The organism is Streptomyces sp. NPDC059008, assembly GCF_042749045.1.
GTDB lineage: Bacteria > Actinomycetota > Actinomycetes > Streptomycetales > Streptomycetaceae > Streptomyces.
This window is the reverse complement of the sequence record NZ_JBHYJC010000002.1, coordinates 146691-173075: the sequence shown is the minus strand read 5'-3', so window position 1 is coordinate 173075 and position 26385 is coordinate 146691. Positions and strand designations below refer to the sequence as shown.

Below are 26385 nucleotides of genomic sequence, written 5' to 3'. Positions count from 1 at the left end.
TGGGACGCACCATCGGCATGGGGCCCACCAGCGGCATGGGGCCCTGCGGATGACTGCCGCAGACGAAGCTGCTCAACAAGCAACTCAGCAAGCAGCTAAGCAAGCCGCTCAGCACACCTTCCCCTGCTGTCGCAGCAGGCCGGGGTTCCGGGCCCCCTAGGTATCCCAGCCCCGGTCGCACCATGCACCCGGCACGGTCGTGCCCCGACCAAGAACCACCCCTGCGCCCTCAAGGCGCCATGCCGTGCTGCCCAGGTCCCAGGCGCCCCGATCACCGGGCCAACCTGGCCGCCCCGTCCCGCCTCGACCCCACCAACCCACACCCCCCCAACCCCACACCCACCCACCACATACCGACCAACCCCACACCCACCAACCAACCGCACTCCGGCCCACCAACCAACGGGAGCCCCACCGTGGCTACGTCCCTTTCCAGACTCGGCCGCCTCGCCTTTCGCCGCCGGGGGGTGATGCTGCTGCTCTGGCTGCTGATATTCGGCGGCGTGGGCTTCGCCGCCTCCTCCGCCCCGCTACCGCCCGCCGATACCTTCTCGATGCCGGGCACCGAGTCACAGAAGGCCTTCGACCTGCTGACGAAGAAGTTCCCGGACGCGAGTGCCGATGGCGCCAGCGCCCGGGTCGTCGTCCGGGCGCCCGAGGGCCAGAAGATCACCGACCGCGGCCAGCGGGCCGAAGTCCGCCGGCTCGTCGCCGAGTTGAAGGCATCGTCCCCGCGCGTGGTGGGCGCCACCGACCCGTACCAGACCCCCGCGGTCGCCATCAGCAAGGACGGTACGACCGCCTACACGGTCGTGACGTACAAGGTCCCCGCGATGGAGGTCGGCGACAAGGCGCACGACGCGCTCGACGCCGCCGTCGAGAAAGCCGGCAGGGCGGGCCTGACCGTCGAGGCCGGCGGGGACGCCGTCAAGCTCGACCAGACGATGGGAGGCACCGGAGAGAAGATCGGCATCCTGGTCTCCGCGGTCGTCCTCGTCCTGACCTTCGGCTCGATGATCGCGGCCGGCATGCCGCTGATCACCGCGCTGATCGGAGTCGGCATCGGCATCTCCGGCATCACCGCGCTCGGCTCCACCCTCGGCCTGTCCGGCACCACCTCGACGCTCGCCATGATGATCGGCCTCGCGGTCGGCATCGACTACGCGCTGTTCATCGTGTCCCGGTACCGGGCCGAGCGCGTCGAGGGGCGCAACCCCGAAGAGGCCGCGGGCCGCGCCGTCGGCACCGCGGGTTCGGCGGTCGTCTTCGCGGGGCTGACGGTCATCGTGGCCCTCGCCGGACTGGCCGTCGTCCACATCCCGATGCTCACCAAGATGGGCCTCGCCGCGGCCGGCACCGTCGCGGTCGCCGTGCTCGTCGCGATCACCCTGGTCCCCGCCCTGCTGGGCTTCGCGCCGGTCAAGGTGATGGCCCGCAGGAACCGCCTGCAGTACGCCGTCAAGCCGCTGTCGGCACGCCGGCAGCGCAAGGCCGCCAAGCGCGCCACCGATCCGGCCAAGAGCGCCCGGCCCAACCTCGGCACCCGCTGGGCGAGTTACGTCCTGCGCCACCCCGTGGCCGTCCTGCTCATCGGCGTGGTCGGCCTCGGCACGGTCGCCGTACCGGCCGCGAGCCTGGAGCTCGGGCTGCCGGGCGAGGGGTCGATGTCGACGAAGACCACTCAGCGCAGGGCGTACGACATGCTCTCGGAGTCCTTCGGTCCCGGGTTCAACGGACCGCTGATGGTCACCGTGCAGGCGAACGGCGCCAGGGCCGCGGGCGACAAGGTCGGCGAGGCCCTCCGCAAGACGGACGGCGTGGTCTCGGTCTCCCCGGCCGCCGCCAACAGGGCGGACGACACCGCGATCCTGAACGTCGTCCCGACGACCGGCCCGACCGACGAGAAGACCGAGGAACTGGTCCGCGAACTGCGCTCCACCGCAGGCGACTTGGAGCCGCGCACCGCGTCCCAGATCCTCGTGACCGGCCAGACGGCCATGTTCATCGACTTCTCGCAGACCCTCGACGACGCACTCCTGCCCTACCTCGGCCTGGTCGTCGGCCTCGCCTTCCTTCTTCTGATGGTGGTCTTCCGCTCCCTCCTGGTACCGCTCAAGGCGGCCCTCGGCTTCCTGCTCTCGGTGACCGCGGCCCTCGGCGCCGTCGTGGCGGTCTTCCAGTGGGGCTGGCTCGCGGAGGTCGTCGGCGTCGAGCAGACCGGCCCGATCATGAGCACGATGCCGATCTTCATGATCGGTGTGGTCTTCGGCCTCGCCATGGACTACGAGGTCTTCCTGGTCAGCCGGATGCGTGAGTCCCACGTCCACGGGGCACGCCCCGCCGAGGCGGTCGTCGACGGCTTCCGCCACGGCGGCCGGGTCGTCGCCGCTGCCGCGGTCATCATGATGAGCGTCTTCTCCGGCTTCATCGTGGAGGACAACGACTTCATCAAGATGATCGGCTTCGCCCTGGCGATCGCCGTCCTCTTCGACGCCTTCATCGTCCGCATGGCGCTCGTGCCCGCGCTCCTCGCCCTGCTCGGCAGGTCCGCCTGGTGGCTGCCGAAGTGGCTGGACCGCATCCTGCCCCGAGTGGACGTCGAGGGCGAAACCCTCGACCAGCACCCCGCCCCCACCCCGCACTCCCCACAGGCCCGCGTCCTCATCAACTGACACCCCACCAAGCGAACGGTGCCACTAGAGCATCCCCGCACCGGCCTGGGACCGGCGCGGGGATGCCGCACTCGACAGGGATCGGACCGGACGCTGGTCTACAGCAGTCCTCTCTAGTCATCCTCGCCGAAGCCGTACCGAATGTTCTCCTGCTTGCAGGACGGGCAGACGATGTAGGGGTGTGAGTTGCTGCCATCTTCATAGGGCAGGTAGCTCGTTCCACCTGAGAGCGAGGACTGACACCACTGACAGGTGCGGCTGCCGCGGCTCTTGGCGCGGTTCGGCGGGTCAAAGAGCATGCCGCCTTCGTCGAAGTAGACCCGAAACCCAAAGCAACTACCGTTGCGGCATTCGTACCGGCCTGCAAGCTCTCCTGAGTCGGCCCACAAATCTTCCCCGCAGTCGGGACATGCTCGCCCCGAGCCGCCGCCGTTGCTGCTCGCGGACTTGCCGAAGACGCCCATGGTTGCTCCCTAGATGCCGTTCGTGCGGCGGTACGTCCTTGCAGAGGATCTTGCCAGTTGGCGAGCTCGGCTGGGCCGTGCCTGGGTCTACCCGGGCGAGGCGGCCCTCCTGGCAGCGATCTCCTGACCGTCCTTGGCCCCGCCCTCGGGGTACCCCGTCCAACAACACCCCCACCTTCCTCCGGTGGATGAAGGGATGTACGTTCCGGGCCTGGCAGGCCAAGCAGGACGCCCTGCGCGCTTCCCGGTAAGAGCCCGTCCTACTCGATACCTGAGTCAACTGCCGTCGAGTCGTCGAGGTCGCCGTAGCCGAGAGCCTCCCGCGCGCGGCCTGGCGGAACGCCGTCCGAAGCTCTGTGACGCTGGAGGGCAACGGCCCCAGGTCTCAGCGCGAGGGACGCCTCTTCGGGGGAACCGGCCCAGGGATCACATCCTTGCCAAGGTGTTCCTTAATCAGGTACTTGAGTTCCGGCCCTTCGATGAGCTGGAGCCGGCCATGCTGGCGGGCGAAGTCGTGACTGGCCCTGCCGAACCACGATGTGGTGATCAAGACCCCCTTGGCGGCACGTTTGTGCTCCACGACTCCGGCGAGTGCCTGGACGGACTCAACACCCACAAGTTTGCTGTAGCGCTTGGCCTGGATGATGCACTCACCGTTGAAGACGGGGTCCTTGCTGACGGCCACCGCGTCAACGCCCTCGTCCTTGGACGCCTGGGTGTTCCAGGCCTCCATGCCGATCGCCTCGAACAGTTGGCGAATCAGGTGCTCGAACTCGGTGGGTGTCAACTTCACCAACACGGGCCTGCTGTCCAGGTCGGCGACTACGTCCATGCTGTCCATGAGCCGGTACTTCGACAGGTCGAACTCGACGATGGGACGGATCGGTTCGAGATCGTAGGGGTTGGGAGACACCAGGGCGTTGAGCCCCCTGAGGCACTGCGCTGGATCAACCTGACTGAGGCGGAGCTTCCCGAACTGCTCCCTGCTGGCGCTGAGCGTCACCAGACAGGGTGAGACCTCCTGGCCAGTGGCCCGATCAATGGTTCTGACATGGCCGTTCAGGATCACGTCATTGACGACCCGGTCCAGATCACTCGTCAGGACCTCGTGGACTGTCCTCAGGGCGACTTGTGCCAGGACGGAGGCGTAGATCTCCTTGCGCTCCTTCTCCGGACGAGGCAGCACGGTCGTCTCGTCTCGGTTCTTCACGTACCGGTAGCCCCGCGCGCTAGGAACGATCGCCTCAGGAGGCAAGTGGATCTCAACGAGCACGTCACCGGTGGCAGGGCGAAAGGCGATCCGATGCTCGTGGGGGAAGCCCACTGGGTACTCTGACGCATCCAGAACTGCCCCGAGATGAGCCTCGACCGCCGCGGGCTCCCCGGCCCTGTACGCCTCGTGCTCCTCGTCCAACTTCCCGTTGAAGGTCGCCACCTCGTCGAGAGCCTGCGCTTCGGTCTGGCGGTGCTCGGCACGCTTCCGCTCCAGCGTTGCCAGCCGCTTCGCCTCGGCTCGCCTGTGGCGCTCATGCGCCTCGCCGAACCGCAGACGCGCCTCGGCTACCTCAGCTTCATAGCGCTTTCTGCCAAGACCCAGGACGGCAGCCAGGCCGCCGGGCTCCGGTGGTGCGAACTCCTCCCAGCGCGGGGAAGGCTCCGGACGAGACCAAGGACGTTCGTCTAACTTCCTCGGCGTGTGGGTCCTCCGCCGGCGCTCAAAGGTGGTTGGCGGATCGCCGACCAAAGCGTCACGGAGCAGCTGCCCGAGCTGCTCGACCTCGTGCTCGACCCCGATCGTGCGCACCTGCGCCTGCTCGGCCTGCTGCTCCTGATACGCAGCCTTCCGCTCGCGTTCCTGCCGCTTGCTGGCCGTCTCAGCGGCCTTGCGTTCCCGCTCCACTTGCCGTGCCCGTTGCTCCTGGGCACGTCGTAAAGCTTGCTGCTGCCGCTGGTAGTCGTTGCCTCGGCCGCTGCCCCGCTGCGCCACCTGTTTACCCCTCCCCTGGCCTTACTTCGCCACAGGGCTGCATTCCCCTTCCACCTAGCAGAATCACGCAGGCCAGGGACGTGACCTACGGTGCACCGTCGAGCCAAGTCGCCTGCGCCTCAACCGACGACAGTCAGCCACGATGGCGGGTTTGCCGACCGACCAGGCGCGCGTGCGCCTCGCTGCACTTTCACTGACCTCAGCCACGCTGTGACGGTGTCGTCTACCAGAGGAGGCTAAGGCGACCGGCCCGTGAGCACACTGCCTCAGCCATCAGCTTGGGCATCACCAGCGGTTCGCCTCGCTTACGGCCGTTGACCAGGCAGAACAGCTCGCCGGGGCGCTGTCGCGAACCCTCGGATCGAACCGCCGTTGACCGCGGTTCTCCGCCGCAACTGGTGCGCTTCTGGCGCGCCAGTCGTGCGGCGCGATCGGGGGCGAGTGCCTGGCCGCCCACAGCCAGATCAGCCTGACCATGAACGTCTACACGCACGTGGCCCAGGACACCCAGCGGGAGGCGATCAGTCACATGGACCGGCTGCTGAAACGACGGCTCGACCGGGACTGATCCCGACCGGCCGCCCCGTACCGACCGCCCCGTTGATGTCACCCATAGATGTCAGAAGCCCCAGGCCAAGATCGGCCCGGGGCTTCTTCCCTGGTCACGCTGAGAGCCCCCTGTCGGATTCGAACCGACGACCTTCGCTTTACAAGCCCAAGAGCGATCATGACAAGGGGGCTCACCACATGCCGCCGCAGGCCAATAAGTGCAGGTCAGCGGCTTGCGGCGGCACCTTGAAGATCAACCGCTGTCACCCCATCCGGTACCGTCCGGGCACGCACCGGGCACGCAACGGCACCCGATGACCTGCGCCTTTGAGGACACTCGGGGATACGAACCCTTCCGGGCAGTGCGTGCCCACAGGGCGCCAAAGGGCCGCGCGGCATAAGCCGCGCGGCCCTTCTGATTGCGTGCACGAGGCCGGCTAGGCAGCTCGGCGGCTCTGGGGCGGGATGCCCCGGCCTTTCCACTGCTGTACCCAGTGACGGTTCTCGGTCAGGTACCGGAAGCACACCGCGAACTCGTCGCGCGCCTCCTCCGTCATGGCACCACGAAGGACGAGCCAGCGCAGCTCGCCGTCGCGCTCCAGGGGCAGGACCTGCCTGCCACCGGGCAGCTCATCAACGAACTTGATGGTCATGACAGGAGTGGACAAAAGGCCCCCTAAGGTATCCAGGAACGCATACGCCGACGGTTCGTCACACGGTGCATAGATCACCTTATCGGAGGCATCTGACACTGCCTCCGATTTGCACTGCTACGCTCGTCGGCTAAGCACGCCCCAGAGCGGGCGCCACCGTCAACCTGTCGATCGGCTACGCGCGAACGCCTCGACCATGGCTTTGACTTGGCGCCGTTCGGCCTCGCTCATGTCGTCGAGGTGTGCCACGAGCGCGCGGGCCTCCCCGCCTTCGCTCTCTACCTCGGAGACGATCCCCATGAACTGAGCGCCCGCTGCCTGTTGAACGATCCGCAGCGGTAGCTCCAGCCCTGCCGCAAGCGCGCGGAGGCCGGGGAGCTGAGGCGGGATCACGGCCTCACGCTTCTCCAGCCGGAACAGCCATCCGAACTTGAGTTGCTCGCTGCTCTCCGGATCCGTACATCGGTCCGCGAGGGAGCGCAGTCCGAGCTTGAGCTCAGCCCGCCTGTCTCGCACGAGGTCCGATAGGTCCGTTCGCTGCATCTCAGACACGACTCATCCCATCGCCCCAGTGTGGTCCCCCGCCCCTTGAGGCGGCCATCGCTTCGCATCACGCTCTGCCCATATCGACCGCGCGAGGTGTTTCACGCGATAGACAGCATGTCCAGGATGATAGACGACAAGTTGTTCACGTTACCGGAGCCCCAACGACTCCCTAGCGCCTCACACTCTTGACCTCGAACCCCGGCACCGCACCTGCAGCAGCGTTCATCTCGATAGACAGATCGTTTAGGTCGTGCCATGATCACGATGTTCATTGAGTTAAACGAATCGCTTACGGGGGTGAACGTGTCTCCTTCCCTGCCCATGTACCGGTTGGTCGACCCGAACCTGCTGCGCACATTGATGCGCCGCACCGGCACCGGCGCGCCCGTCACCATTCGCGGCCTCGCCGACGCGGTCGGGTGCAGTCACAGCACCATCGGGAACCTACTCGTCGAGCAGCAGCACAGCGTCCCGGCCGCAACCGCTCATGCCATCGCCGCCCGGATCGGCGTCGACGTCCTCGTACTCTTCGCGCCCACGGGACGCGCAACTCCTCTCGCCGTTGCTGCCCCGGCGCCGGCCGCCATGCACGGAGCCGCCGCATGAACCTCCCCGCACACGCCGAGGCCAGCCCGTTCGACTCCATCCGGCACATTGACGACGAAGGCGTTGAGAACTGGAGCGCTCGCGATCTGATGGCCCACTTCGGATACGCGAGATGGACCGAGGTGCGCGACGGCATCGCACGCGCGCGCGTCGCCATCGCCAACACCATGGGCGAGGCCGCAGGTCAGAACCATATTGAGGCCGGTCTCAAAATGGTCGCGCTAGGGAGCGGCGCCCGCCGAGAGATACCGGACTTCCGTCTGACCCGGTACGGCGCCTACATGTGGGCAATGAACGGCGACCCGCGGAAACCGGAGATCGCGGCGGCGCAGACGTATTTCGCGGTCAAGACGCGCGAGGCCGAGACGCCCCCGGTCGCCCCGGCGGTTGCCGACCTGTCCTCGCCGGCCGGTGTGCTGGCGCTGGCAGAGCAGTACGTCGACACCGCCCGCACCCTGGTCGCACAGACCGAACGTGTCAAGGAACTGGAGCCCAAGGCCGCCGCGCACGACGCCTACCTCGCCGCACACGACTCCGACCGCCTGGTCCGGGAGACTGCCAAGCTGCTTGGCGTCCGTGAATCATGGCTGCGTGGCTTCCTGGTCGACGATGGGCTGATCTTCCCCCGCTACGCGCCGTGCGGCACCCGCTTCTACGACGCGTATGCGCAGTACCGGGCGCACTTCCGTCCCACGGAGACCGTGATCAGCCACAACTCGACGGGGCCGTGCGCGCATTACACGCTGCGCGTCACCCCGCGTGGTGTCGAGCTGATCCGGCAGCGACTGATCCGTGCTGGTCACCTCACCACCGCGGCACGCGCGGAAGCAGTTGCCCCTTCTGGCGCAACGTGCTCGGCCACGTCCCGCCGCCGCTCGCCGGCAGTGGGGCGGCCCGGCGAATGCTCGGCCGCTCCTAGCCGGCCTAGGCCGAAGCGGTGACGGCGGCTGGCCGGCGTCTGATCGGCCGGCCGACTGCTTTTCGGTGTCGGCACTGGGACGGGCCGGGGCACCGGTACTGCGGCGCCCCGGGCGCCCGCCGCTACGTCACCGGCAACCGATGCCCGCTCCACACCCCAGCCGCCCTCATCGGCCACCCCGAACCCCCAACCACCCCGCCCCGCAGCGCGCACCGAAGAAACGGAGGGCCGGCCCGTGCCGTGGTTCAAGATCGACGACAGCAGCCACTCGCACCCCAAGTTCGTCAAGGCCGGTAACGCCGCGCTCGGCCTGTGGCTGCGCTGTGGCGCCTACGCCGCCCAGCATCTGACCGAGGGCACCGTGCCCGGTGTCGTGGCGCAGATGTACGGAACCGCCCCGCAGGCACGGAAGTTGATCGCAGTCGGTCTGTGGCACGAGCAGGGTCACGACTGCGCTCGCTGCCCGCAGCCCGCAGCCGGCGACTACGTCGTGCACGACTACTTCGAGGGCGGGCGCAACGCCACCCGCGCTCAGGTCGACGCCGCCCGCACCAGCGCCGCGGAACGGAAAGCGCGCAGCAGAACGCGCACGAATCGAGGGCGAATCGACGACGAATCGGCCGCGAATCGCGATCGAAACGCCAGCGATCCCGCACCGAATCGGGAACGAAAAGCACCCCATTTTTCAGAGGAATCCGCAGGTCAGGCGGGGGTGTCACACCGTGACCCTGTCGAGGGGGTCACACCCCTCCAAGCCAGCCCCAAGCCAAGCCAGTCCGTTACTTCCTACGGAAGTAACCAGCAAGCTAGCCCGGACGGTCCGCACATCGCCGAACCCGTCCGGCCCCTGGTTGACGCCATGACCGCCGCCGGCATGTCCGTCTCATGGGAGCTCGCCCCGGCCGAGTGGTTCCTGTTGCAGTCCCTGATCGAACGCTGCGGGATGGCGACTCTCGTCGACCACGCCGGCGGTGCCTGGCAGGCCGCCCGTACCCGCCCTCGCTCCGCCCGCTACTTCCTGCCCGGCTGGCGTTCCCTCCCCAGCGCACCAACCAACGCCGCACCGATGCCCGGTCACGGTCCCAACGTCGTCCCACTGCGTGCCGCCCGCTCCTCCACCACCGACCAACGCGTACGCGACGGCCTCGACCTGGCCGCCCGACTCCGCCAACAGGAGGCCATCCCATGACCCCGGCCGACGCCGCCGAACTGCTATCTCTTTGCGCCGCGTTCGACCGCCGCACCATCGGTGAAGCCGACGCCCACGCCTGGGCGCGTGCACTGAACGACATCCCCCTCGATGAGGACACCCGCACCGCCGTCGCCGAGCACTATGGCCACACCGACAAGTGGATCAGCGCCGCCCAGGTACGGGAGATGCGCACCCGGATCCGCAACAACCGGATCGGCGCCGCCCATCCGGTGTACGACGGCAACCCCGACGAGACCGGAGCCGAGTTCACCGAGCGCCGCCGTGCCCAGATCGCCTCCGCGGCCGACGGCACCCTGCCCGCCCGCACCATCACCCACGCCATAGGTGCCACACCCCCGCCCGACGTGCTAGCCCTCACCGCCGGCGTCGGCCGAGCCGTCTACAACGCCCAGTCGCGCCCTTACGTCCCGCCCGCGGCGGCCGAGCAACTCGCGGAGCAAGGGTTCGGCGCCCGCCGCCGCAACTTCCCCGAGCTGGAAATCGAATGCCCGCTGCACACCTGCCGCGCCCGCAAGCGACACCGCTGTAAGCGCCCGAGCGGGACGGAACTGCGCGAGCACACCCACGACGTACGGCAACGCGCCTACACCGAGCACCTCGGCCGCCTCATGTGCCAACCCCCCGCACCCCGCCAACACCGTGCCCGCCACACCACCGGAGGAGAACACCGATGACCCCGCCCGCAGCCCTCGCCACCATCGCCGCCCGCCTGACCGACCACCTCGACGTAAGCCCGGTCCTCGCCCGCCTCACCGCCGCCGACATCGTCACTGACCTCACCGACGAGGGATGGGCCATCACCCAGGCCGCGCGACCGGTCGCACCTCGCGCGCGGGACGCTGAGCGCCTCTCAGACCCGATCCCCGAAGATCACCACGACTGCCACGCGAACGCCCCGCAGAGGGCCGTACAGCGCGATCAAGCGCCTGTCCGGCTCCGTCTCGACGTGCTGCTCGACCGGGCCGAGCGCGGCGTGCTGCTCCCCGCCGAGGTCACCCTGCTCCGCACCCACCCCACCGCCCCACAGCGCGCGCCCGCGGCATAGCCAGCCCTCAACGTGACCACCATCGACCGGGAGCACCACCGCATGACCTACACCGCCGCCGTTCACGAGGCTGTCGCCGCCCTGCGCTCCATCCGTGAGCACTGGGGCGAGCTGCTGCTCGCCATCGAGACGCCGCCTGCGGACGTCTGGCCACCGCGGCAACTCGCGCACACACTGCGCGCCGACGTCGACGAGCCGCTCGTCGTCCAGGACCGGGCGCCGCTCGTGCTGCGCGAGCACCCTGCCCCAGCCAACCTCGACGCGCTCGACGCCGGCCTCGCCATCGAGCGCCAAGTGTTCGACCTCGCCGACACTCTCGCCGCCGTCGTCCAGCGCGCCGACCCCGGCGATCTCCGCCGGTGGGACTTCCAGAACCCGGGCGCAGCAGATGGTCGGGGCGCGGCCGGATCGCGGGCGCATGGGTTGCACTTCGCTTGTGTGTGGATCGAGGGGCGCCTACTCGACGAGGACACCGAACCCGAGAAGCAGCTCGACGACGCCCTCGCAGCCCCACCGTTCGCTCCCCTGCCCCCGTACCTACTGCACGAGGTACGACGGGCCGCTCGGATCGCCGAGGGCCGGCTGCTGCGCACCCTCGGCCTCGACACCCGCAGCACCCCGGTACCGGACCGGGCGTGCCCGTGGTGCGGGGGCGACCTCGATCTGCACACCGGACCGGACACGGCACCGAACGTGACCTGCTCAACCGGGTCGGAGTGCACCGCGCCCGTACCGCTCGACGAGCAGGGGCGGCGCGTGTGGCAGTGGGCCGACCTCGTCGCCCTGGTCGCCGCGCTCGCCGAGGGCAGACAGCCAGCGGAGCAGGCGGCGTAACGCCACGGCAGACAGGGCCTCGGGACTCTCGACGCCCTGTCTCATTTGCATAACGATGCGTCACTTACCCCTGTACGTACCGATATTTAGCCGCAATCCTGATTGAGGAATCGCAACCACGGGTTCGCTCGGTCTGAATTTATTTAGTTTCGCTAAGCAACTTCAGACTTGGACGGCGCTAATAACGAACGTCAGCTAATGAATGAACTAATTGGGGAGGCGCAATGCTCAAGCGCATGCTGCGAATCATCGAGGAAGCATTGAAGAGTGGAGACGGCACATTGCGGCTCATCTTCTTCATGGGCGCGGTCACGTGCACCGCCCTGACTCTCGGTGGCTGCGCCTGGCTCGCAGGCCTGCTGTAGCGACGCAGGATGATGCATCACGGGGGGTGCGGTAACGACATCAACCCCCCGCCGAAGGAGGCGGGTCGACCTTCACCCCGCCCCCCCACCGAAGACCACTTGCGCCGTTATCGTTTCGTGACCTAATGTTGGCCGTGCCTCCGGCGTGCCCGGAAACTCTGGCCCCTCACTCGTACGCCCTGCCCCAACTCCCCCTTGCGGCGGGGCGTACGCATATCCCGTCCGGGAGGTGAGCACGTGGCCGAGCCGATCACCGACCGCGACCGCGAGGCCGTGCGTCGCCTGCACGCCGAGGGCAAGTCCCGTAACGCGATTGCCCGCGAGCTGAACCGAGGCACCGCCACGGTCTCAAAGATCGCCGCCGAGCTCGGACTGACCTTTGCCGGCGGCGCCCGTGTCGCCGCAGCTACCGAGGCACACCGGGCCGACGCCGCCGCACGGCGCGAGCTGCTCGCCGAGGAGGCGCTCGACGGCGCCCTCGGGCAGGTCACCAAGACCGCCGGCGCCGAGTCGGCACGCGATGCTCGCGACCACGCCACCGCCGCCCGCGCCCTTTCCGAGGTGCACGCCCGCGTGGCCGAGCTCGCCCGGCAGACCGGCACCGGCACCAGTGCCGGCTCGATGCTCGACCGCCTCGCCGATGCCCTGCTCGGGCCGACGGGAGGTGACGGACAGGGGGTGTGATGGCCTCGCGCCTACCCCTGTCCGACAAACAGCTCGCCTCGATCCGGAGCGCAACAGCCCGGATCAATATCTGGCACGGCAGCGTGCGGTCGGGGAAGACCATCGCGAGCCTGGTCTGCTTCCTACTCATGGTCCGCCGGGCGCCGGCCTCAGGCTTGATTGTCATCGTCGGGCGCAGCCTGCAAACCATCGAGCGCAACTGTCTTGACGTGCTGCAAGACCCCGAGTTGTTCGGGGACCTCGCCACCCAGGTCCGTCATACCCGCGGCGCCACAACCGCCGTGATCCTAGGGCGCGTGGTGCACCTGGTCGGTGCGGCGGACGCGAGGGCCGAGGGCCGGCTGCGGGGCATGACTGCTGCCCTGGCCTACGCCGACGAGGTCACGCTGCTGCCCGCCGCGTTCTTCCGGCAGTTGCTCGCCCGCCTGTCCGCGCCCGGGGCGAAGCTGATCGGGACCACGAACCCCGACTCGCCGCGGCACTGGTTGCGGACCGACTACCTCGACCGCGCCGGCGAGCTCGACCTCGCGCAGTTTCACTTTCAGCTCGCTGACAACCCGAGTCTTTCCGAGGCGTACGTCGCCGCGCTGGCCAAGGAGTTCACGGGTCTGTGGCGCCGGCGCATGATCTTGGGCGAGTGGGTGGTCGCCGAGGGCGCGATCTACGACTCGTACGACGAGCAGCGGCACGTCGTCGACGAGCTGCCCGCCATGCGCCGGTACTGGGTCGGAATCGACTACGGCACGAGCAATCCGTTCTCCGCGATCCTGCTCGGCCTGGGCGACGACGACCGTCTGTACGCGGTGAGCGAGTGGCGCCACGATGCCCGTGCCGCCCACCGGCAGATGACCGACACCCAGTACAGCCGCGCCGTTCGCGAATGGCTCGCGGCGCTCGACGTTGTACCGGAGTGGACATTCATTGACCCGAGCGCCGCGAGCTACTCGACCCAGCTTTGGACCGATGGGCACCCCGGAGTCGCCCGCGCGGTCAACGAGGTTCTCGACGGTATCCGAAGCGTCTCGGTCGCCCTCGGCTCCGGGCTGCTGCGCATCCACCGATCATGCTCGGGGCTACTCGCCGAGCTCCCCAATTACGTGTGGTCCGCAGAGGCCGCCGACCGGGGTGAGGACAAACCACTGAAGAGGGACGATCACAGTGTCGACGCGCTGCGCTATGCCCTCCACTCGACCACGCACGAGTGGCGCCATCTACTGTGAGGCCGAATTAGATAAGAGGCAGCTCTCGCACTTGGCGAACCGCATCTCTAAATCGCAGCAAATCCACTTCTAAAAGTTTTTCGTAACGCTTGTAATCTTTCTTCCAGTCCGCTGGAGCCTCATCGGGAACATTGACGAAGTCGCACGAGTACCACAACAGGGTTGCGTTTCGCGCCACTGATCGCGCCGGCTCAAAGATGCTCGATGGGCCGACCACGCGAATTGCCTTTTCACACTTACCCAGTTCCATCAGACGCGAGGGCATATTCGTAGCTAGGTCCGTCCAAGTCAGAAAATGTCGAGTGGACGCATTGCGATAGAACCGCCTCGTTGGACGCGTACCCCACCCCCGAAGGGCTCTTTCTTCCTCCGCGAACTTGATCCACTTCTCGCTGGCGGCAGTCATTTCATGCATGTCTGCCTCTACGGACTCGGCAGTTTCGAGAAACGCTGCACACGCAGATAGTCGATCTTCCCTCAGCGACCGAGCGTGCTCGACCTGAGCCTGAGTTGCCCCATGTAGCACGACATCGCCATGCACTTCCCCGGCCTGCACCACATGACCCGCCACCTGCCCGCTGAGGTCATTACTGCTCCGCCTTTCCATAGCACGTGAATCTACGGCAGATGACGGTGCCAGACAGCAGACTCTGCCCACCTGTGAGGTGATCCGCTTGCCGCTCCCTGACAACGGGGCTGCCTGGCCGCCGGTCGAACTTGCTGGCCTGCACCGTGAGCTGCGTGTCGACGACGCCTGGTACTCCGGCGACCGTAAGAAGCTCGCCGACGTGTACCAGCACCAGCAGCGGCGCCAGGACGGCCAGCGCCGACTGTGGGCCCGACACCGACACTCCCAGCCCGGGAAGCGGGACGCCCGTCTGCATGTTCCGCTCGCCGGCGACATCGCCGCCACGAGCGCGGACCTGCTGTTCTCCGAGCCGCCGACGTTCACCGTCAGCGACACCGGCACGCAGGATCGACTTGCCGAGCTTGTCGAGGCCGGCGGCGTTGAGAACACCCTGCTCGAAGCGGCCGAGGTCGCCGCCGCCTTGGGCGGTGTGTACCTGCGGATCACGTGGGATACCTCGCTCGCCGCACGACCTCTTCTGACCATCGTGCACGCCGACTCCGCCGTACCCACCTTCCGTTGGGGACAGTTGAGCGAGGTCACGTTCTGGCGTGATCTCGCCTCGGACAGCTCGACGGTGTGGCGCCATCTCGAACACCACGAACCCGGCCGCATCCTGCACGCACTGTACGAGGGAACCGTCGGCCGACTCGGCCGACGCGTGCCGCTCGCAGAGCACCCCGAGGTCGCCGGCCTCTCCGAGTCTCTCGGCCCCGAGGGCGACGCGATCGAGACCGGCATACCCGAGCTCACCGCCGCCTACGTCCCCAACATCCGGCCCAACCGACGTCACCGAGCCAGCCCATTCGGACGCTCGGACTACGCCGCTCTGCATGACCTCATGGACGCGCTGGATGAGACCTGGTCCTCGTGGCTGCGCGACATCCGCCTCGCCCGCGCCCGCCTGATCGTGCCCGACGGCTACCTGCGCGACCACGGCCCCGGCCGCGGTGCGAGTTTCGACGACGACCGGGAAATCTGGCAGGCCCTCGCCATTCCACCCACCGAGGCCAGCGGGATCACCCTGTCCCAGTTCGCGATCAGAGTCGCTGAGCACCAGTCGACCGCCGACGCGATCGTGCAGCAGACCGTACGGTCCGCCGGATACTCCGCGCAGAGTTTCGGACTCGGCGACCAGGGCGCAGCGATCACCGCGACCGAGGTCACCGCCCGCGAACGCCGCTCGATGATCACCCGTGACAAAAAGTCCCGATACTGGCGACCCACTCTCGCGCACACCCTCCTCGTCATGCTTCAGCTCGATCGCGCCATGTTCACCCCGAGCCTCGTGGTCGAACGACCGCGCATCACCTTCGGTGACTCCATCAGCGAGGACCCGCAGACCGTTGCGCAGACCCTGTCGCTGCTCCAGCAGGCGCAGGCAATGAGCACCGACACGAAGGTGCGCATCCTGCACCCAGACTGGGACGACGGCGCCATTCAGGCCGAGGTCGACCGCATCCAGATGGAGACCGGCACAGCAGTGCCCGACCCGATTGCCGTGCTTCCCATGTGACGGCTCTCAACGGGCACCGAACATGATGCGCAACAAGCGCTCGGCGGTAGCGCGGAGCGAAGGGTCAGGGTGAGCGAGCGCAACGAGGGCGAGCGACATGACGATGGCGCCCAGAGCGCCGAATGATTCGTTCATGGCCCGGACCGTATCCAGGCTGCGCCTGCCCTCGCGCAACGGCCGAATGCCTTCGGACAGGTCCAACGTAGGGGCGTTGCCTTTGAACAAAACCCTGAAATGACGCGCATGTATATACATCCGTTGGACAATCATTGGGCGCCAATTGTGCAGGTAATGACGGCTTGAAATAACCCCTCTCGTATCAGCTCTGCCTTTACGCAAGGAGGGGCCGTATGCCGATCCACCCCGGGATGGTGGAGGACCTGTCGGCCAGCGTGCGCAACCTCTATGCGGACGCCGAGGCGCGCCTGCTGGGCATCGTCGCCCAGCAACTCGCCGTCGGCCTGGAGGCGCCCGGGTGGGCGGTTGCCAAGCTGCGCGATAATCAGCCGCTACGCCGGGCCGCGCAGAGTGTCGTCGACGAACTCGCCAAGGCAACCACCCTGGACGTTTTCGACGTGATCGCCGAGGCATACAACGCCGGCGCCCGCGCCGGACTTGCCGAACTCGGTGCACTACATGACGAGGACGCTCGGCGGATCGCAGAAAACACCCCGAACGGCCGAGCCATTGACCGTCTTGCCTACGAGACCATCGACCGTGTCACCGCCACGCATCGCGGCATTCTCCGCGGCGTTGAGGATGGTCATCGGCAGGTGGTTGCCGAGGTGTCCGGCACGCCGCTACTGGGCATCGACACCCGGCGCCAGGCGACCCAACGCGCGATGGAACGATTTGCCGATCGCGGTTTGCGGACATTCGTCGACCGCTCCGGCCACTCGTGGAGCATGACTTCGTACGCCGAGATGGCGGTTCGCACCGCGGTTGGTCGGGCCGCGGTCGAGGCGCACGGCGACCGGATCCGCGCCGCCGGAGTGTCCCTGGTGATCGTGTCCAACGCTCCGCACGAATGCCCGCTGTGCCGCCCATACGAGGGCCGTGTGCTGGCCCTGGACGGGCCGGACGGTGCTCGCACCGTGGAAGTCGAGCACGCCGTCGAGGACGGTCGCACAGTCCGCGTACATGTGGCCGGCTCCCTCGACGAAGCACGCCGCCACGGCTTCCACCATCCGAACTGCCGGCACTCTGTTGCCGCCTACCTGCCCGGGGTGACACGGGCGCCGGTCGAGCACTCCACCGACCCTGACGGCTACGAGGCCACGCAGAAGCAGCGCGCCATCGAACGCGGCATCCGCAAGTGGAAGAACCGCGTCGCCGCCTCGACTACGCCCGAGGGCAAGCGCACCGCCGAGTTCAAAGTGCGGCAGTGGCAGAAGCGTCAGCGCGAACTGCTCGCTGCACACCCGGAGTTGATCCGTAAGCGGTACCGCGAGCAGCCCGGCGCCGGGAACCTTCCCAGCACCGCGGCCCGCCCGTCGGAGGAAGCTGTCGAGGCTGCCCGTGTGCGCGGCGGGGACGACGCCACGCTGCGCGAGATGGGCGACGACCAGCTCGGCGCCGCGATCGGCACGGGCGTTCTCGACGACCGCGACCGCCGACGTGTTGCTGCCGAGTTCGACCGGCGCTACCCCGTCGTCCCGCCGCCGGCCACTGCGAGTGGGACGGTTGCCGACTATGTCGCCGATCGAGCCGTGCTCGACCGACTGCTCGACCCCCTCCGTCTGGACAACCCACTGCCAGCCGACACCGACGAATGGGGGACTTTTGGACGCGACATCACCCGAGGCCCGGACGGCACCGTGCACATGTCGGCCGTCGAACGCTGGGCGTACGAACGGGAGCTCGCCGACCGCCTCGCGCAGACCGCGTACACCCGCCAGGAGATACGCGCGATGTACGAGGAACACATCTATCTCCAATGGCTGGCCGCCGAGGACGCCACCCGCGGAAACATGCTCAGCCGCAAGGCCGAGGCCGACAGCGTCGACCCCCGCTCACTGTTCACCGGCCCGTCGCATGTCGCCTACGCCCGCGCATCGGAGGACCTGATCAGATTCTGGGAGGAGCAATCGCCCCGCGTGACCCTGGCCGAGTTCACCGAGCAGGTGACCGGCATCCGCAGCAGCGCGGCCGATACCGCCCGCCACGCCCGCCAGGACCAACGCCGTAAGCTCTGAAGGAGGTTAGCTATGGGGTTCCGTGAGGACGCCGTTCGCGCGCGTCACGCCGGATACGTGGCCGCCCGTGCCGGCCGCCCGGTGACCGACTGCCCGCACCCCGCCGACTCCCTGCTGCGCATGGCGTGGGTCCGCGGCTATGCGACTGGTCGAAGTTCGCCGAGCACCTCGTTGAACTAGGCCCTACCGCGGGCCACTGCACCTACCTCTTCCTGTCCACGCAGGCCCACCGGCTGAGTAGATCGATGGACGCAATAAGGCACGATTAGTGACGCGCGCTGTACTATTTCGAGGGCAGCAGCATGTTGCAACCCCTTGTTGCAACTGCATGTTGCTCTGAGCGGCCCGTATCGGCCCTGAATTGACGGGGCCCGCTCCTGGTTCCAGCCAGAAACGGGCCGATCAAGCAGTTCGGAGCCCGGTCGTCCATCGAGCGGCCGGGCTCGCTTGAGCCCACGGCCGGGTCCGGCATCCAGTGCTTACTGGAACAGCTGCGCTAACTGCTTAATGATCAGGGCTACAACAGGACTCCAATCCAACAGAGCCTGTCGCCAACGCCGATGCCTGCTATGGCAACGACAGTCGCACGCCTCTTGATCGTCCATCTACGCTCCTTTTCGCTTGTCCAGCAGCCCGGTTGACGTGACATCAACCGAGTTGCCCAGACGAGCGAGGGGGAGCAGCACCAGATTACAGGGAAAGTGCAGGGGCTTAGCGAAAATCGACCCGCTATCCACTTATGTTGCCATTGGCATATTACTAAGCGGAAATAACTGCGTGTACATGCAGCCACCACACTCACCAAGCTCCGTCCCCCCCGGGCCCGCAGACCTGCGGGCCCTTTCCTTTGCCCGCACCACATCAGAGGCCATGCCCCCATGCCTGACACCCCCGACGCCCTACCGACCGGAACCGCCCCGGACACCGCCGGCCCACCCACCACGCACGTCACTGGTGGCACCAACGCCATCGAGGCGACCACCGTTGATCCCGCCGCCGCGCAGCGCCCCGCCGACACCGAACAGGCCGCACAGCAAGCCACCGCGGAACGCGACGAGCTGCTCGCCGCCCTGCGCAAGGTGCTCGACCCCAGCGGCGGCGCCAGCGAGCAAGACCCGGCACGGCTTGCCGAGCAGGCCACCGTCGAGCGTGACGCCGCCCTCGCCGAGGCGCGTCGGCTGCGCGTCGACCTCGCCGCTCACCAGGCCGCCCATAAGTCCGGTGCAGATCCCGCGCGGCTGCTCGACTCCCGCACCGTCGAAAGACAGCTCGCCGAACTCAACCCCACCGACGCCAAGTTCGGTGAGCGGCTCGATGCCGTGATCGCCGCGGCGGTGGAAGCCAACCCCCTGCTGCGCGCCAAGCAGGCTCCGACAGGGCCGGCCAAGGGCGGCGTCGACTTCACCCCCCGCGCCCCGCAGGCACCGAGTGCTGAGCAGTTCGCGCGCATGACCTACGGGCAGCGCGTCGAGCTCCACCAGTCCGACCCCGATCTGTACCGGCAGCTGTCTGCCGCGTCTGAGTAAGTAGGAGGCGCCAGATGGCGACCGGAAAGACCACCTCGGCACAGATGATCGTGCCGGACGTCTGGGCCGACATGGTCCAGGCGAAGTTCAAGGGCAAGCTCGTCATCGGCTCACTCGCCCTCGACGACAACACCCTCGAAGGCAAGCCCGGCGACTCCGTGCACTTCCCCAAGTGGCACGCCCTGGGAGAGGCCGAAGAGCTCGACGAGGGCACCCCGATGACCCCCGAGCAGCTCAGCACCAACCCGGGCGCCACCGCCACGATCAAGGAAGCCGGGAAGGCCGTCGAGCTCACCGACAAGTCGCGTCTTGTGGCCTTCGGCGACCCGTTCGCGGAGACGCAGCGGCAGCTCGGCGTCCTGATCGCCCGGAAGATCGACCGCGACCTCATCGCTGCGGCCGAGGCGCCCGGCGCCCTCGACGTCGACGCGACAACCGAGCCTCTGTCCTGGCAGGTCATGGTCGAGGGCATCGAACGGTTCCGGGACGAGTGGGAACCGGACAACATGGCCGGCATCATCATCCACAGCGTGCAGCGGGCCAGCCTGCTCAATGACCCCAACTTCATCAGTGCCGACAAGTTCGGTACTGGGGCTGTGATTCCCCGCGGCGTGATCGGCCAGATCGGCGGCATCAACGTCTACGTCTCCGACCGCGTCACCACCACGCCCGGCGCCGAGGGGAAGCTGACCACGTACAACGCACTGATGATCCGGCGCGGTTCGCTCGGCCTGCTCTACAAGCGGCGCCCGCTGGTCGAGACCGACCGCAACGTGCTCGCCCGCACCACCGTGATCACCACGAACGTGCACTACGCCACTCACCGCCTCGACGACGAGGGGATCGTCGTGCTGCGCACCGCGGCCGGGCGGCCCACCACCGACACCGGCACGGACGGGGACAAGGCGGCGACGCAGCGCACGAAGAAGGCGGCATGATGCGCATGGGGCGGGCCTACGCCACCCCCGAGCAGCTCGCCGCATGGATCGGTGAGCCCGCGCCGGAGGGAGCCGAGCGACTGCTCGCCCGCGCCTCCGAGGACATCGACAGCGCCCTGCTCACCGCCGTGTATCCGGTCGACGAGGACGGCGACCCGCTCGACGAGCGCATACGTGCCGCGCTGCGGGATGCCGTATGCGCTCAGGTCGAGTGCCAGCTCGCCGCCGGCGACGACGGCACGGGCGCAGCCGGACAGTGGGACTCGGTGTCCATCGGACCCGTATCGCTGTCCGGCCGCGCCGGGCGCAGCGCGGGATCATCCGGCGTCGACCTCGCCCCGCGCGCCGACCGCGTGCTGCGCCGCGCCGGATTGGAACCGGGACGGGTGTTCGCGTGGTGACCCGCGTTCCCCCGGCCCTGCTGCGCCACCGGATTGTGGTCGAGCCGTACGCCGGGGAAGGCGCCTACGGCGCCCAGTACCGCCACGCGATCCCCGACGTCCCCGCTCTGGTCGACGAGTCCCCGCGCCTGGTGCGCACGACGGACGGGCGACAGGTGACCGCATCGGCGACCTTCATCGCCGGCCCGCTGCTCGACTGCCCGCCTGGCAGCCGCATCACGCTCCCCGACGGACGCACCATCACCGCGATCACCACCGCCCTCCACACCGCGCCGGGACTTCCTATCCCCGCGAATACGGAGGTGAGTTGCGAGTGACCGCCCAACGCGCCCACCTGCACTGGAACGGCCCCCAAGTCTCCGCAGCACTCAGACAGGCCGCCGCCCGCGGCGCGCTGCTGGGGGCCGAGCATGTGCTGCAGAGCAGCCGGCAGAAGGTGCCGATTGCCGAGGGCACCCTCGAACGATCCGGCGCCGCCAGCGTCGACGAGCAGCAGCTCACCGCCGCAGTCAGCTACGACACCCCGTACGCCCGCCGGGTGCATGAGGACCTCAACGCCCGTCACTCACCCGGCCGTTCGGCCAAGTACCTAGAATCGGTGCTGCCGCAAGAGGCAGCCACGGTACAGGCGTTGATCGCGGCGCAGATCCGGCGGGCGCTGCGCTAAATCGGCTGCGCGTCCTTCCAGTTTTTGATGAACTCGCGCCCCTTGGGAGTGAGCGAGATGAAGGACGTACTGAGATCGGCAGGCGATTCTAGTTTCACGACCCCCTTAGAACTATCCACCACATCCCCAACTGGCTTGAGTTCGACAATTCCATCCCCCAGAAGGTTGGATAGCATCCAGCTCATCGAGGAATGAATCCTCACCCCCATGGAAACCACCACGTGTTCAAGAATGTTACGCAGAAGCTCCTGCGGTGGCCTCACTGCGCCTTCCGTGACATCGACACGCTCCGCCACATCGCCCTCAGTTGCAAACTCCAGGTTGTGAAGGAGGACTTTCAACAGCTGACGTTCGACATCCGTATACCGATGATTCAAGACCTCCAAATTGGCCTTGTACTGAAGCATCGACCTTTTGTCGATCTCACCTTTGTCGAAGCGAGTGTGGCAGGTCGGGCACAGCGCAATTAGGTTGTCGAACGTATGCTCCTGGATTCTTGCCCACGGGACGATGTGTGCAAGCTCGACCGTCGGATGACGGCACGTCGGGATGGCGCACCGGTGCCCCGCTTCAACAAGTACCGCACGCTTCAACGCCGTTGGGACGTCAGGTCTGCCTTGAGCCATGCCTCAGAGCATATGCAGCACCTTGGACAACAACTCTATGAGCTACACCCCCGACCTGCTCGACGGACTCGCCCGCCTGCTCGAAGAACACGGAGTCGGCACCTACCGCCCCGACGGCATGTACGCCCCGGGCGAGACCGCAATCACCATCGCCGCCACTCCGCCCGCCCCTGACCGCGTCATTTGCCTGTCCGCCTATCCGGTCACCGACTCACCGGTGCTGACTGACACCACCACCGGCATTCAGGTTCGTACCCGCGCCAGCCCGGATCCGCGCGAGGTCGACGCCCTCGACGACCGCGTTTTCGACGTGCTGCACGGCGCCGGCCCTCACACCTGGGGCGCGGCTTGGGTGCAGCTGATCTATCGGGCCTCAGCCGCTCCGATCGGTGCCGATGGCAGCGGGCGCGCGGAGCGCAGCAGCAACTACTACGCCCGCGCCCACCGCGCGGCCCGACACCTCGAATAGGAGACGCGCCCCATGGCAACCCCCACGCCGCCGGCGGAGACAATCACCGCGCTAGCCCGCCGCTACCGCCTGGAGCTCGACATGGGCACCGACGGCACCCCTGCGTGGACCCTGGTCCCGGGGATCACGGAATTCACGCCCAAGGTCGAGCCGACGCAGCAGGACGTGACCACATACGACGCCGACGGCTGGTCGGAGCAGGCGGTAACAATGCTGGCGTGGTCCATCGAGACCACCCTCGCCCATCGCGCCCACCCGACCACCGGCGCGTTCAACGCAGCGCAGGAGACACTGCGCCGGGCGTCGATGTCGTTTGGCGCTGGTTCGTACGTCCGTGTCCGCTACTACGACCGCAACGGCGCCCCCGACGCGCAAGAGGGTACGGCCCTGGTGACGTGGGAGCCCGAGGGCGGCGGACCAGACGAAGTGGACACCATCAAGGTCACCCTCACCGGGTCCGGCCCACTGATCGAGATCGCCAACCCGGTAGCCGGCGTTCCCGCGCCCGTGAACAAGAAGGGTGACGCGTAGTGGCCTTCAAAGCGCTCGATGAGCTGCTCGACGAAACGATTCAGCTCCCGATCGGCGGCACCGTCTACACCGTTCCGGCGCCCTCGGCCGAGGTGGGTCTGCGTACGCAGGCCCTACTGAACGCTGCGGCGGTAGCGGCCGACGGCGGGCGCGTCGACGAACAGGTGCTCTCGGATGCCGCGGAGCGCGATCTGTATCGAGACGTGCTCGGCAGCGCGCACGACCGCATGATCGCCGACGGCGTCACGTGGCCAGCCCTCAAGCACGCAGCGCTGACCGCCATGGTGTGGATCACCCAAGACAAGGCGGCGGCCGAGAAGTTCTGGAATGCGAGCGGCGACCCAAATCGAGCAGCCCCGAATCGGCAGGCGCGCCGGGCCCGGTCGGGCGCGGCGAGGTCGACCCCGAATCGGGGCTCTACGAGTGGTACGAGTGGCCCGAAGGCAGCCGCTCCAGCGCGGCGCAAGGCCAGCACGCCGCGCTGAGCTGGCCCAAACTCCTTGATCACTGGCCCCTGATCGAGGCCGACCTGCACGAGGTCTACGGCATCGATGTCGGCGACCGTGGGCTGTTGCGCGCCCGGTCCTGGCGCTGGCTGCGCGTGCGCATCCTCGCTCTGCTCTCCGCCGAGTCCCGGCTCGCCCGCGTCCTCACACCCCCGCCTACCGCCCCCGCACCCCCGGGAGGCACGACCCACCGGAGGTGATGAGCCGTGGCTCTCCGCGTGGGCGAACTCGCCGCAACGATCAGCATCGACGATTCCGGCGCCCGTACCGGCGTGCAGCGGGCCGAGGCTGCACTGCGCGCCAGCGGCGACCGGATGACCGCGGATGCGGACCGCTCCGGACGTGAGGCGGGCGAGGAGCTCGGCGACGGTGTCGAGGGCGGTGCAGAGCGCGGCGGCAATCGTGCCGCGGAGGCCATCCAGAAAGGGTTAAAGAAGCTCGCCGCCGCTGCGGTCGGGCTCGCCATCGGTACGGCGCTGGTCGGGGGGATCGGCGAGGCGCTCGACCAGTCCAAGGTTCCCGGACAGCTCCAGGCACAGCTCGGCACCTCCGGGCCCATGGCCGCGCGGTACGGCAAGGTCGCCGGAAAGCTCTACAGCAGCGCGGTTGTGGACTCCGTCCAGGACGGGGCCGAGGTTCTCAAGGGCATAGCGCGGGCTGGTCTGTTGCCTCCGGAGGCGACCGAGCAGCAGATCAGCACCATGGGCCGGCGGGTCGCCGATACGGCCGCCGTGATGGGTGAGGACGTCTCGGCCGTCACCCGGTCCGTGGGGCAGATGATGCGCACCGGTCTCGCCAAGAATGCGGACGAGGCCATGGACGTGCTCGTACGCGGCACGCAGCGCGGCGGGAACGCAGCCGAGGATCTGCTCGACACCTTCACCGAGTACAGCACCCAGTTCCGGAACATGGGCCTGTCCGGTCAGCAGGCCATGGGGCTCATTCAGCAGGGCCTCAAGGGTGGCGCGCGTGACGCCGATGTCGTCGCCGACACCATCAAAGAGTTCTCGATCGAGGCGGTTGCCGGATCGGACAAGGTCCGGGGAGGGTTCGAGAAACTCGGCCTGGACGCCGACAAGATGTTCGCCGCCATCGGCAAGGGCGGCAGCAGCGCGACCGGCGCGCTCGACAAGACCCTCGACACCCTACGGGCAGTCGAAGATCCGATCGAACGCAACGCCATCGCAACTGAGTTGTTCGGCACCAAGGCCGAAGACTTGGGAGCGGCGTTGTACTCCCTGGATCCGTCCAGCGCGGTCAAGGCGTTGGGGGACGTCAAGGGTGCCGCCGATGGTGCGGGTAACGCCATGCGGGACAACGCCGCGACCAAGGTCGAGGCGTTCAAACGGCAGTTCATGCAGGGGGTCGTCGAGGTCCTCGGCACCTATGCCATTCCGGCGATCGAGAAGCTGGTGAACTGGCTGGGCGACGGTGGCCTCGGCGGCGCGTTCAAGACCGCCAGCAGCTTCGTCTCCGACCACTCCACCGCGCTCAGCATCGGGGCCGGCGTGATCCTCACGCTCATGCTTCCCACCCTGGTCACGCTCGCCGCTCAGGCTGGCACCACGGGTGCGGCGGTAGTGACGAGCTGGGCCACGCAGACCGCCGCCGGCGCCACCGCCGCCGGCCGCTTCGTCGTCACCAATGCCGCGATCCTTGCCGGATGGGCGGCACAGGGCGGCGCCGCCGTCGCCAACGGGGCACGCGTGGCGGGGGCATGGGTCCTCATGGGCGCACAAAGTCTGATCCAGGGCGCACGGATGGCCGCAGCGTGGGTGATGGCCATGGGCCCCGTGGGCTGGGTCATTACCGCCGTGGTGGGTCTGGTCGCGCTGATCGTCGCCAAGTGGGACGCCATCAAGAACGCCACCGCCGCCGCCTGGGACTGGGTCTGGAACAAGATCAAATCCGTCGGTCAGTGGCTGCTCGACCTGTTCCTGAACTTCACCCTCGTCGGGATCATTATCAAGCACTGGGACGACATCAAGGCCGGCACCGTGCGCGTGTGGACCGCGATCGTCGACTGGGTCAAGGCGCTGCCACGGCGCATCGTCGCCTTCTTCCTGAACTGGACCCTCGTCGGACTGATCATCAAGCACTGGTCGGAGATCAAGGAGGGCACGAAGCGCAAGGCCGGCGAGATGCTCGACTGGGTCCGCGGCCTCCCCAGACGCATCGTGTCGTTCTTCGGTGACTTCGGATCGATGCTCTACGGCAAGGGACGTGACCTGATCACGGGCCTGTGGCGCGGGATCCAGAACATGGGTCCTTGGCTGGCCCGCACCCTGGCGAGTTGGGCGAAGAACCTGATTCCCGGCCCGATCGCCCGCGCCTTGGGCATCCATTCGCCCTCGCGCGTGATGCGCGACCAGATCGGCCGCCATATCCCCTCGGGCCTCGTCGAGGGCATCAAGGCCGGCGCACCCGCCGTCGACCGCACCATGCGCGACCTCGTCACCGTGCCGTCCTCCCCGCGGTTCGCCACGGCTGGCGGTGCGCCAGCCGGCGCAGCTTTCGCTGCTCCGGCGCCCGCGGTGCATATCGAGAACTGGCACTCCGGATCAGCAACCGCGGAACAGACCGCCGCCGCCCTCGCCTGGCACGCCAAGGGCAGGGGGTGAGCCA

Annotated in this window: 28 protein-coding genes, 1 tRNA gene and 1 pseudogene; 23 read left to right on the top strand and 7 right to left on the bottom strand. The window is 67.8% G+C overall.

The annotated features are described in order from the left end of the window. Positions 1–416 precede the first annotated feature (416 nt). Positions 417–2672 carry an MMPL family transporter gene (locus tag ACFWZH_RS03695; protein WP_384424944.1) on the top strand — a complete coding sequence of 752 codons (2256 nt, stop codon included), beginning with the start codon at positions 417–419 and terminating at the stop codon, positions 2670–2672. Positions 2673–2785: 113 nt separating this feature from the next. On the opposite strand, the gene ACFWZH_RS03690 is transcribed toward ACFWZH_RS03695, so the two are convergent. Together ACFWZH_RS03690 and ACFWZH_RS03685 are read right to left on the bottom strand one after the other, a co-directional pair. After that, positions 2786–3136 (bottom strand): hypothetical protein, encoded by a 351-nt coding sequence (locus ACFWZH_RS03690; RefSeq protein WP_384424942.1) that lies wholly within the window; start codon positions 3134–3136, stop codon positions 2786–2788. A 385-nt stretch (positions 3137–3521) separates the two neighbouring features. Continuing rightward, a complete protein-coding gene (locus tag ACFWZH_RS03685; protein WP_384424940.1) occupies positions 3522–5123 on the bottom strand; it encodes a restriction endonuclease in 1602 nt (533 codons plus the stop codon). Positions 5124–5568: 445 nt separating this feature from the next. On the opposite strand from ACFWZH_RS03685, the pseudogene ACFWZH_RS03680 reads away from it, so the two are divergent. Continuing rightward, positions 5569–5691: pseudogene (locus tag ACFWZH_RS03680) on the top strand (site-specific integrase); the annotation flags it as partial. A 104-nt stretch (positions 5692–5795) separates the two neighbouring features. Here ACFWZH_RS03680 and ACFWZH_RS03675 read toward each other — a convergent pair. The 3 genes from ACFWZH_RS03675 to ACFWZH_RS03665 form a co-directional block, all read right to left on the bottom strand. Continuing rightward, positions 5796–5863 (bottom strand) — tRNA-OTHER (locus tag ACFWZH_RS03675). Between the two features lie 246 nt (positions 5864–6109). Then, positions 6110–6325: a hypothetical protein gene (locus tag ACFWZH_RS03670; RefSeq protein ID WP_384424938.1), complete on the bottom strand. Its 216-nt coding sequence runs from the start codon at positions 6323–6325 to the stop codon at positions 6110–6112. 159 nt (positions 6326–6484) lie between these two features. Beyond that, positions 6485–6868, bottom strand: coding sequence for an XRE family transcriptional regulator (locus ACFWZH_RS03665; protein WP_384425619.1), 384 nt, complete (start codon positions 6866–6868; stop codon positions 6485–6487). Between the two features lie 258 nt (positions 6869–7126). Between ACFWZH_RS03665 and ACFWZH_RS03660 the strand changes: the two genes are divergently transcribed. From ACFWZH_RS03660 to ACFWZH_RS03615, 10 genes are all read left to right on the top strand, one after another. Then, on the top strand, positions 7127–7477 hold the full coding sequence (locus ACFWZH_RS03660) for an XRE family transcriptional regulator (protein ID WP_384424936.1): 351 nt from the start codon (positions 7127–7129) through the stop codon (positions 7475–7477). Next, a complete protein-coding gene (locus ACFWZH_RS03655) occupies positions 7474–8418 on the top strand; it encodes a phage antirepressor KilAC domain-containing protein (protein WP_384424934.1) in 945 nt (314 codons plus the stop codon). The genes ACFWZH_RS03660 and ACFWZH_RS03655 overlap by 4 nt, the downstream gene beginning before the upstream one ends. Positions 8419–8631: 213 nt before the next feature. Continuing rightward, on the top strand, positions 8632–9585 hold the full coding sequence (locus ACFWZH_RS03650) for a mucin-2 (protein ID WP_384424932.1): 954 nt from the start codon (positions 8632–8634) through the stop codon (positions 9583–9585). After that, positions 9582–10283, top strand: coding sequence for a hypothetical protein (locus ACFWZH_RS03645; RefSeq protein WP_384424930.1), 702 nt, complete (start codon positions 9582–9584; stop codon positions 10281–10283). Before ACFWZH_RS03650 ends, ACFWZH_RS03645 begins: the two co-directional genes overlap by 4 nt. Next, positions 10280–10654 carry a hypothetical protein gene (locus tag ACFWZH_RS03640; protein ID WP_384424928.1) on the top strand — a complete coding sequence of 125 codons (375 nt, stop codon included), beginning with the start codon at positions 10280–10282 and terminating at the stop codon, positions 10652–10654. Before ACFWZH_RS03645 ends, ACFWZH_RS03640 begins: the two co-directional genes overlap by 4 nt. 12 nt (positions 10655–10666) lie before the next feature. After that, positions 10667–11488 (top strand): hypothetical protein, encoded by an 822-nt coding sequence (locus tag ACFWZH_RS03635; RefSeq protein WP_384424926.1) that lies wholly within the window; start codon positions 10667–10669, stop codon positions 11486–11488. Positions 11489–11712: 224 nt separating this feature from the next. After that, the gene (locus tag ACFWZH_RS03630) at positions 11713–11853 is read left to right on the top strand and encodes a hypothetical protein (RefSeq protein ID WP_384424924.1); all 141 of its coding nucleotides are present in this window, start codon (positions 11713–11715) and stop codon (positions 11851–11853) included. Positions 11854–12090: 237 nt separating this feature from the next. Further along, complete coding sequence (locus tag ACFWZH_RS03625) at positions 12091–12537, top strand: helix-turn-helix domain-containing protein (protein ID WP_384424922.1); 447 nt, start codon at positions 12091–12093, stop codon at positions 12535–12537. Further along, positions 12537–13757, top strand: a complete 1221-nt coding sequence (locus ACFWZH_RS03620) for a PBSX family phage terminase large subunit (protein WP_384424920.1) — start codon at positions 12537–12539, stop codon at positions 13755–13757. The genes ACFWZH_RS03625 and ACFWZH_RS03620 overlap by 1 nt, the downstream gene beginning before the upstream one ends. Before the next feature lie 665 nt (positions 13758–14422). Beyond that, the gene (locus tag ACFWZH_RS03615) at positions 14423–15901 is read left to right on the top strand and encodes a phage portal protein (protein ID WP_384424918.1); all 1479 of its coding nucleotides are present in this window, start codon (positions 14423–14425) and stop codon (positions 15899–15901) included. 6 nt (positions 15902–15907) lie between these two features. Here ACFWZH_RS03615 and ACFWZH_RS03610 read toward each other — a convergent pair whose 3' ends face one another. Further along, a complete protein-coding gene (locus ACFWZH_RS03610) occupies positions 15908–16036 on the bottom strand; it encodes a hypothetical protein (protein ID WP_384424917.1) in 129 nt (42 codons plus the stop codon). 215 nt (positions 16037–16251) lie between these two features. Here ACFWZH_RS03610 and ACFWZH_RS03605 point away from each other — a divergent pair, with 215 nt between their 5' ends. From ACFWZH_RS03605 to ACFWZH_RS03575, 7 genes are all read left to right on the top strand, one after another. Beyond that, a complete protein-coding gene (locus ACFWZH_RS03605; protein WP_384424915.1) occupies positions 16252–18096 on the top strand; it encodes a phage minor capsid protein in 1845 nt (614 codons plus the stop codon). A 12-nt stretch (positions 18097–18108) separates the two neighbouring features. Then, the gene (locus ACFWZH_RS03600) at positions 18109–18276 is read left to right on the top strand and encodes an Rmf/CrpP fold protein (protein WP_384424913.1); all 168 of its coding nucleotides are present in this window, start codon (positions 18109–18111) and stop codon (positions 18274–18276) included. 698 nt (positions 18277–18974) lie between these two features. Continuing rightward, positions 18975–19622: a hypothetical protein gene (locus ACFWZH_RS03595; protein WP_384424911.1), complete on the top strand. Its 648-nt coding sequence runs from the start codon at positions 18975–18977 to the stop codon at positions 19620–19622. Between the two features lie 14 nt (positions 19623–19636). Beyond that, positions 19637–20560: a N4-gp56 family major capsid protein gene (locus tag ACFWZH_RS03590; RefSeq protein ID WP_384424908.1), complete on the top strand. Its 924-nt coding sequence runs from the start codon at positions 19637–19639 to the stop codon at positions 20558–20560. Further along, positions 20557–20961, top strand: coding sequence for a hypothetical protein (locus ACFWZH_RS03585; RefSeq protein ID WP_384424907.1), 405 nt, complete (start codon positions 20557–20559; stop codon positions 20959–20961). The genes ACFWZH_RS03590 and ACFWZH_RS03585 overlap by 4 nt, the downstream gene beginning before the upstream one ends. Then, on the top strand, positions 20958–21278 hold the full coding sequence (locus ACFWZH_RS03580; RefSeq protein WP_384424905.1) for a hypothetical protein: 321 nt from the start codon (positions 20958–20960) through the stop codon (positions 21276–21278). The genes ACFWZH_RS03585 and ACFWZH_RS03580 overlap by 4 nt, the downstream gene beginning before the upstream one ends. Next, positions 21269–21628 carry a hypothetical protein gene (locus tag ACFWZH_RS03575; RefSeq protein WP_384424904.1) on the top strand — a complete coding sequence of 120 codons (360 nt, stop codon included), beginning with the start codon at positions 21269–21271 and terminating at the stop codon, positions 21626–21628. Before ACFWZH_RS03580 ends, ACFWZH_RS03575 begins: the two co-directional genes overlap by 10 nt. Here the strand turns inward: ACFWZH_RS03575 and ACFWZH_RS03570 are convergent. Continuing rightward, a complete protein-coding gene (locus ACFWZH_RS03570; RefSeq protein WP_384424902.1) occupies positions 21625–22254 on the bottom strand; it encodes an HNH endonuclease in 630 nt (209 codons plus the stop codon). The two genes, ACFWZH_RS03575 and ACFWZH_RS03570, sit on opposite strands and share 4 nt — an antisense overlap. A gap of 37 nt (positions 22255–22291) precedes the next feature. Here ACFWZH_RS03570 and ACFWZH_RS03565 point away from each other — a divergent pair, with 37 nt between their 5' ends. The 4 genes from ACFWZH_RS03565 to ACFWZH_RS03550 all read left to right on the top strand — a co-directional run bounded on the left by ACFWZH_RS03565 (position 22292) and on the right by ACFWZH_RS03550 (position 26381). Continuing rightward, positions 22292–22723 carry a minor capsid protein gene (locus tag ACFWZH_RS03565; RefSeq protein ID WP_384424900.1) on the top strand — a complete coding sequence of 144 codons (432 nt, stop codon included), beginning with the start codon at positions 22292–22294 and terminating at the stop codon, positions 22721–22723. Positions 22724–22735: 12 nt separating this feature from the next. Further along, positions 22736–23254 (top strand): phage tail tube protein, encoded by a 519-nt coding sequence (locus tag ACFWZH_RS03560; RefSeq protein ID WP_384424899.1) that lies wholly within the window; start codon positions 22736–22738, stop codon positions 23252–23254. Beyond that, positions 23254–23739: a hypothetical protein gene (locus tag ACFWZH_RS03555; protein ID WP_384424897.1), complete on the top strand. Its 486-nt coding sequence runs from the start codon at positions 23254–23256 to the stop codon at positions 23737–23739. The genes ACFWZH_RS03560 and ACFWZH_RS03555 overlap by 1 nt, the downstream gene beginning before the upstream one ends. A 227-nt stretch (positions 23740–23966) precedes the next feature. After that, the gene (locus ACFWZH_RS03550; RefSeq protein WP_384424895.1) at positions 23967–26381 is read left to right on the top strand and encodes a phage tail tape measure protein; all 2415 of its coding nucleotides are present in this window, start codon (positions 23967–23969) and stop codon (positions 26379–26381) included. The last annotated feature ends 4 nt before the right edge of the window (positions 26382–26385 follow it).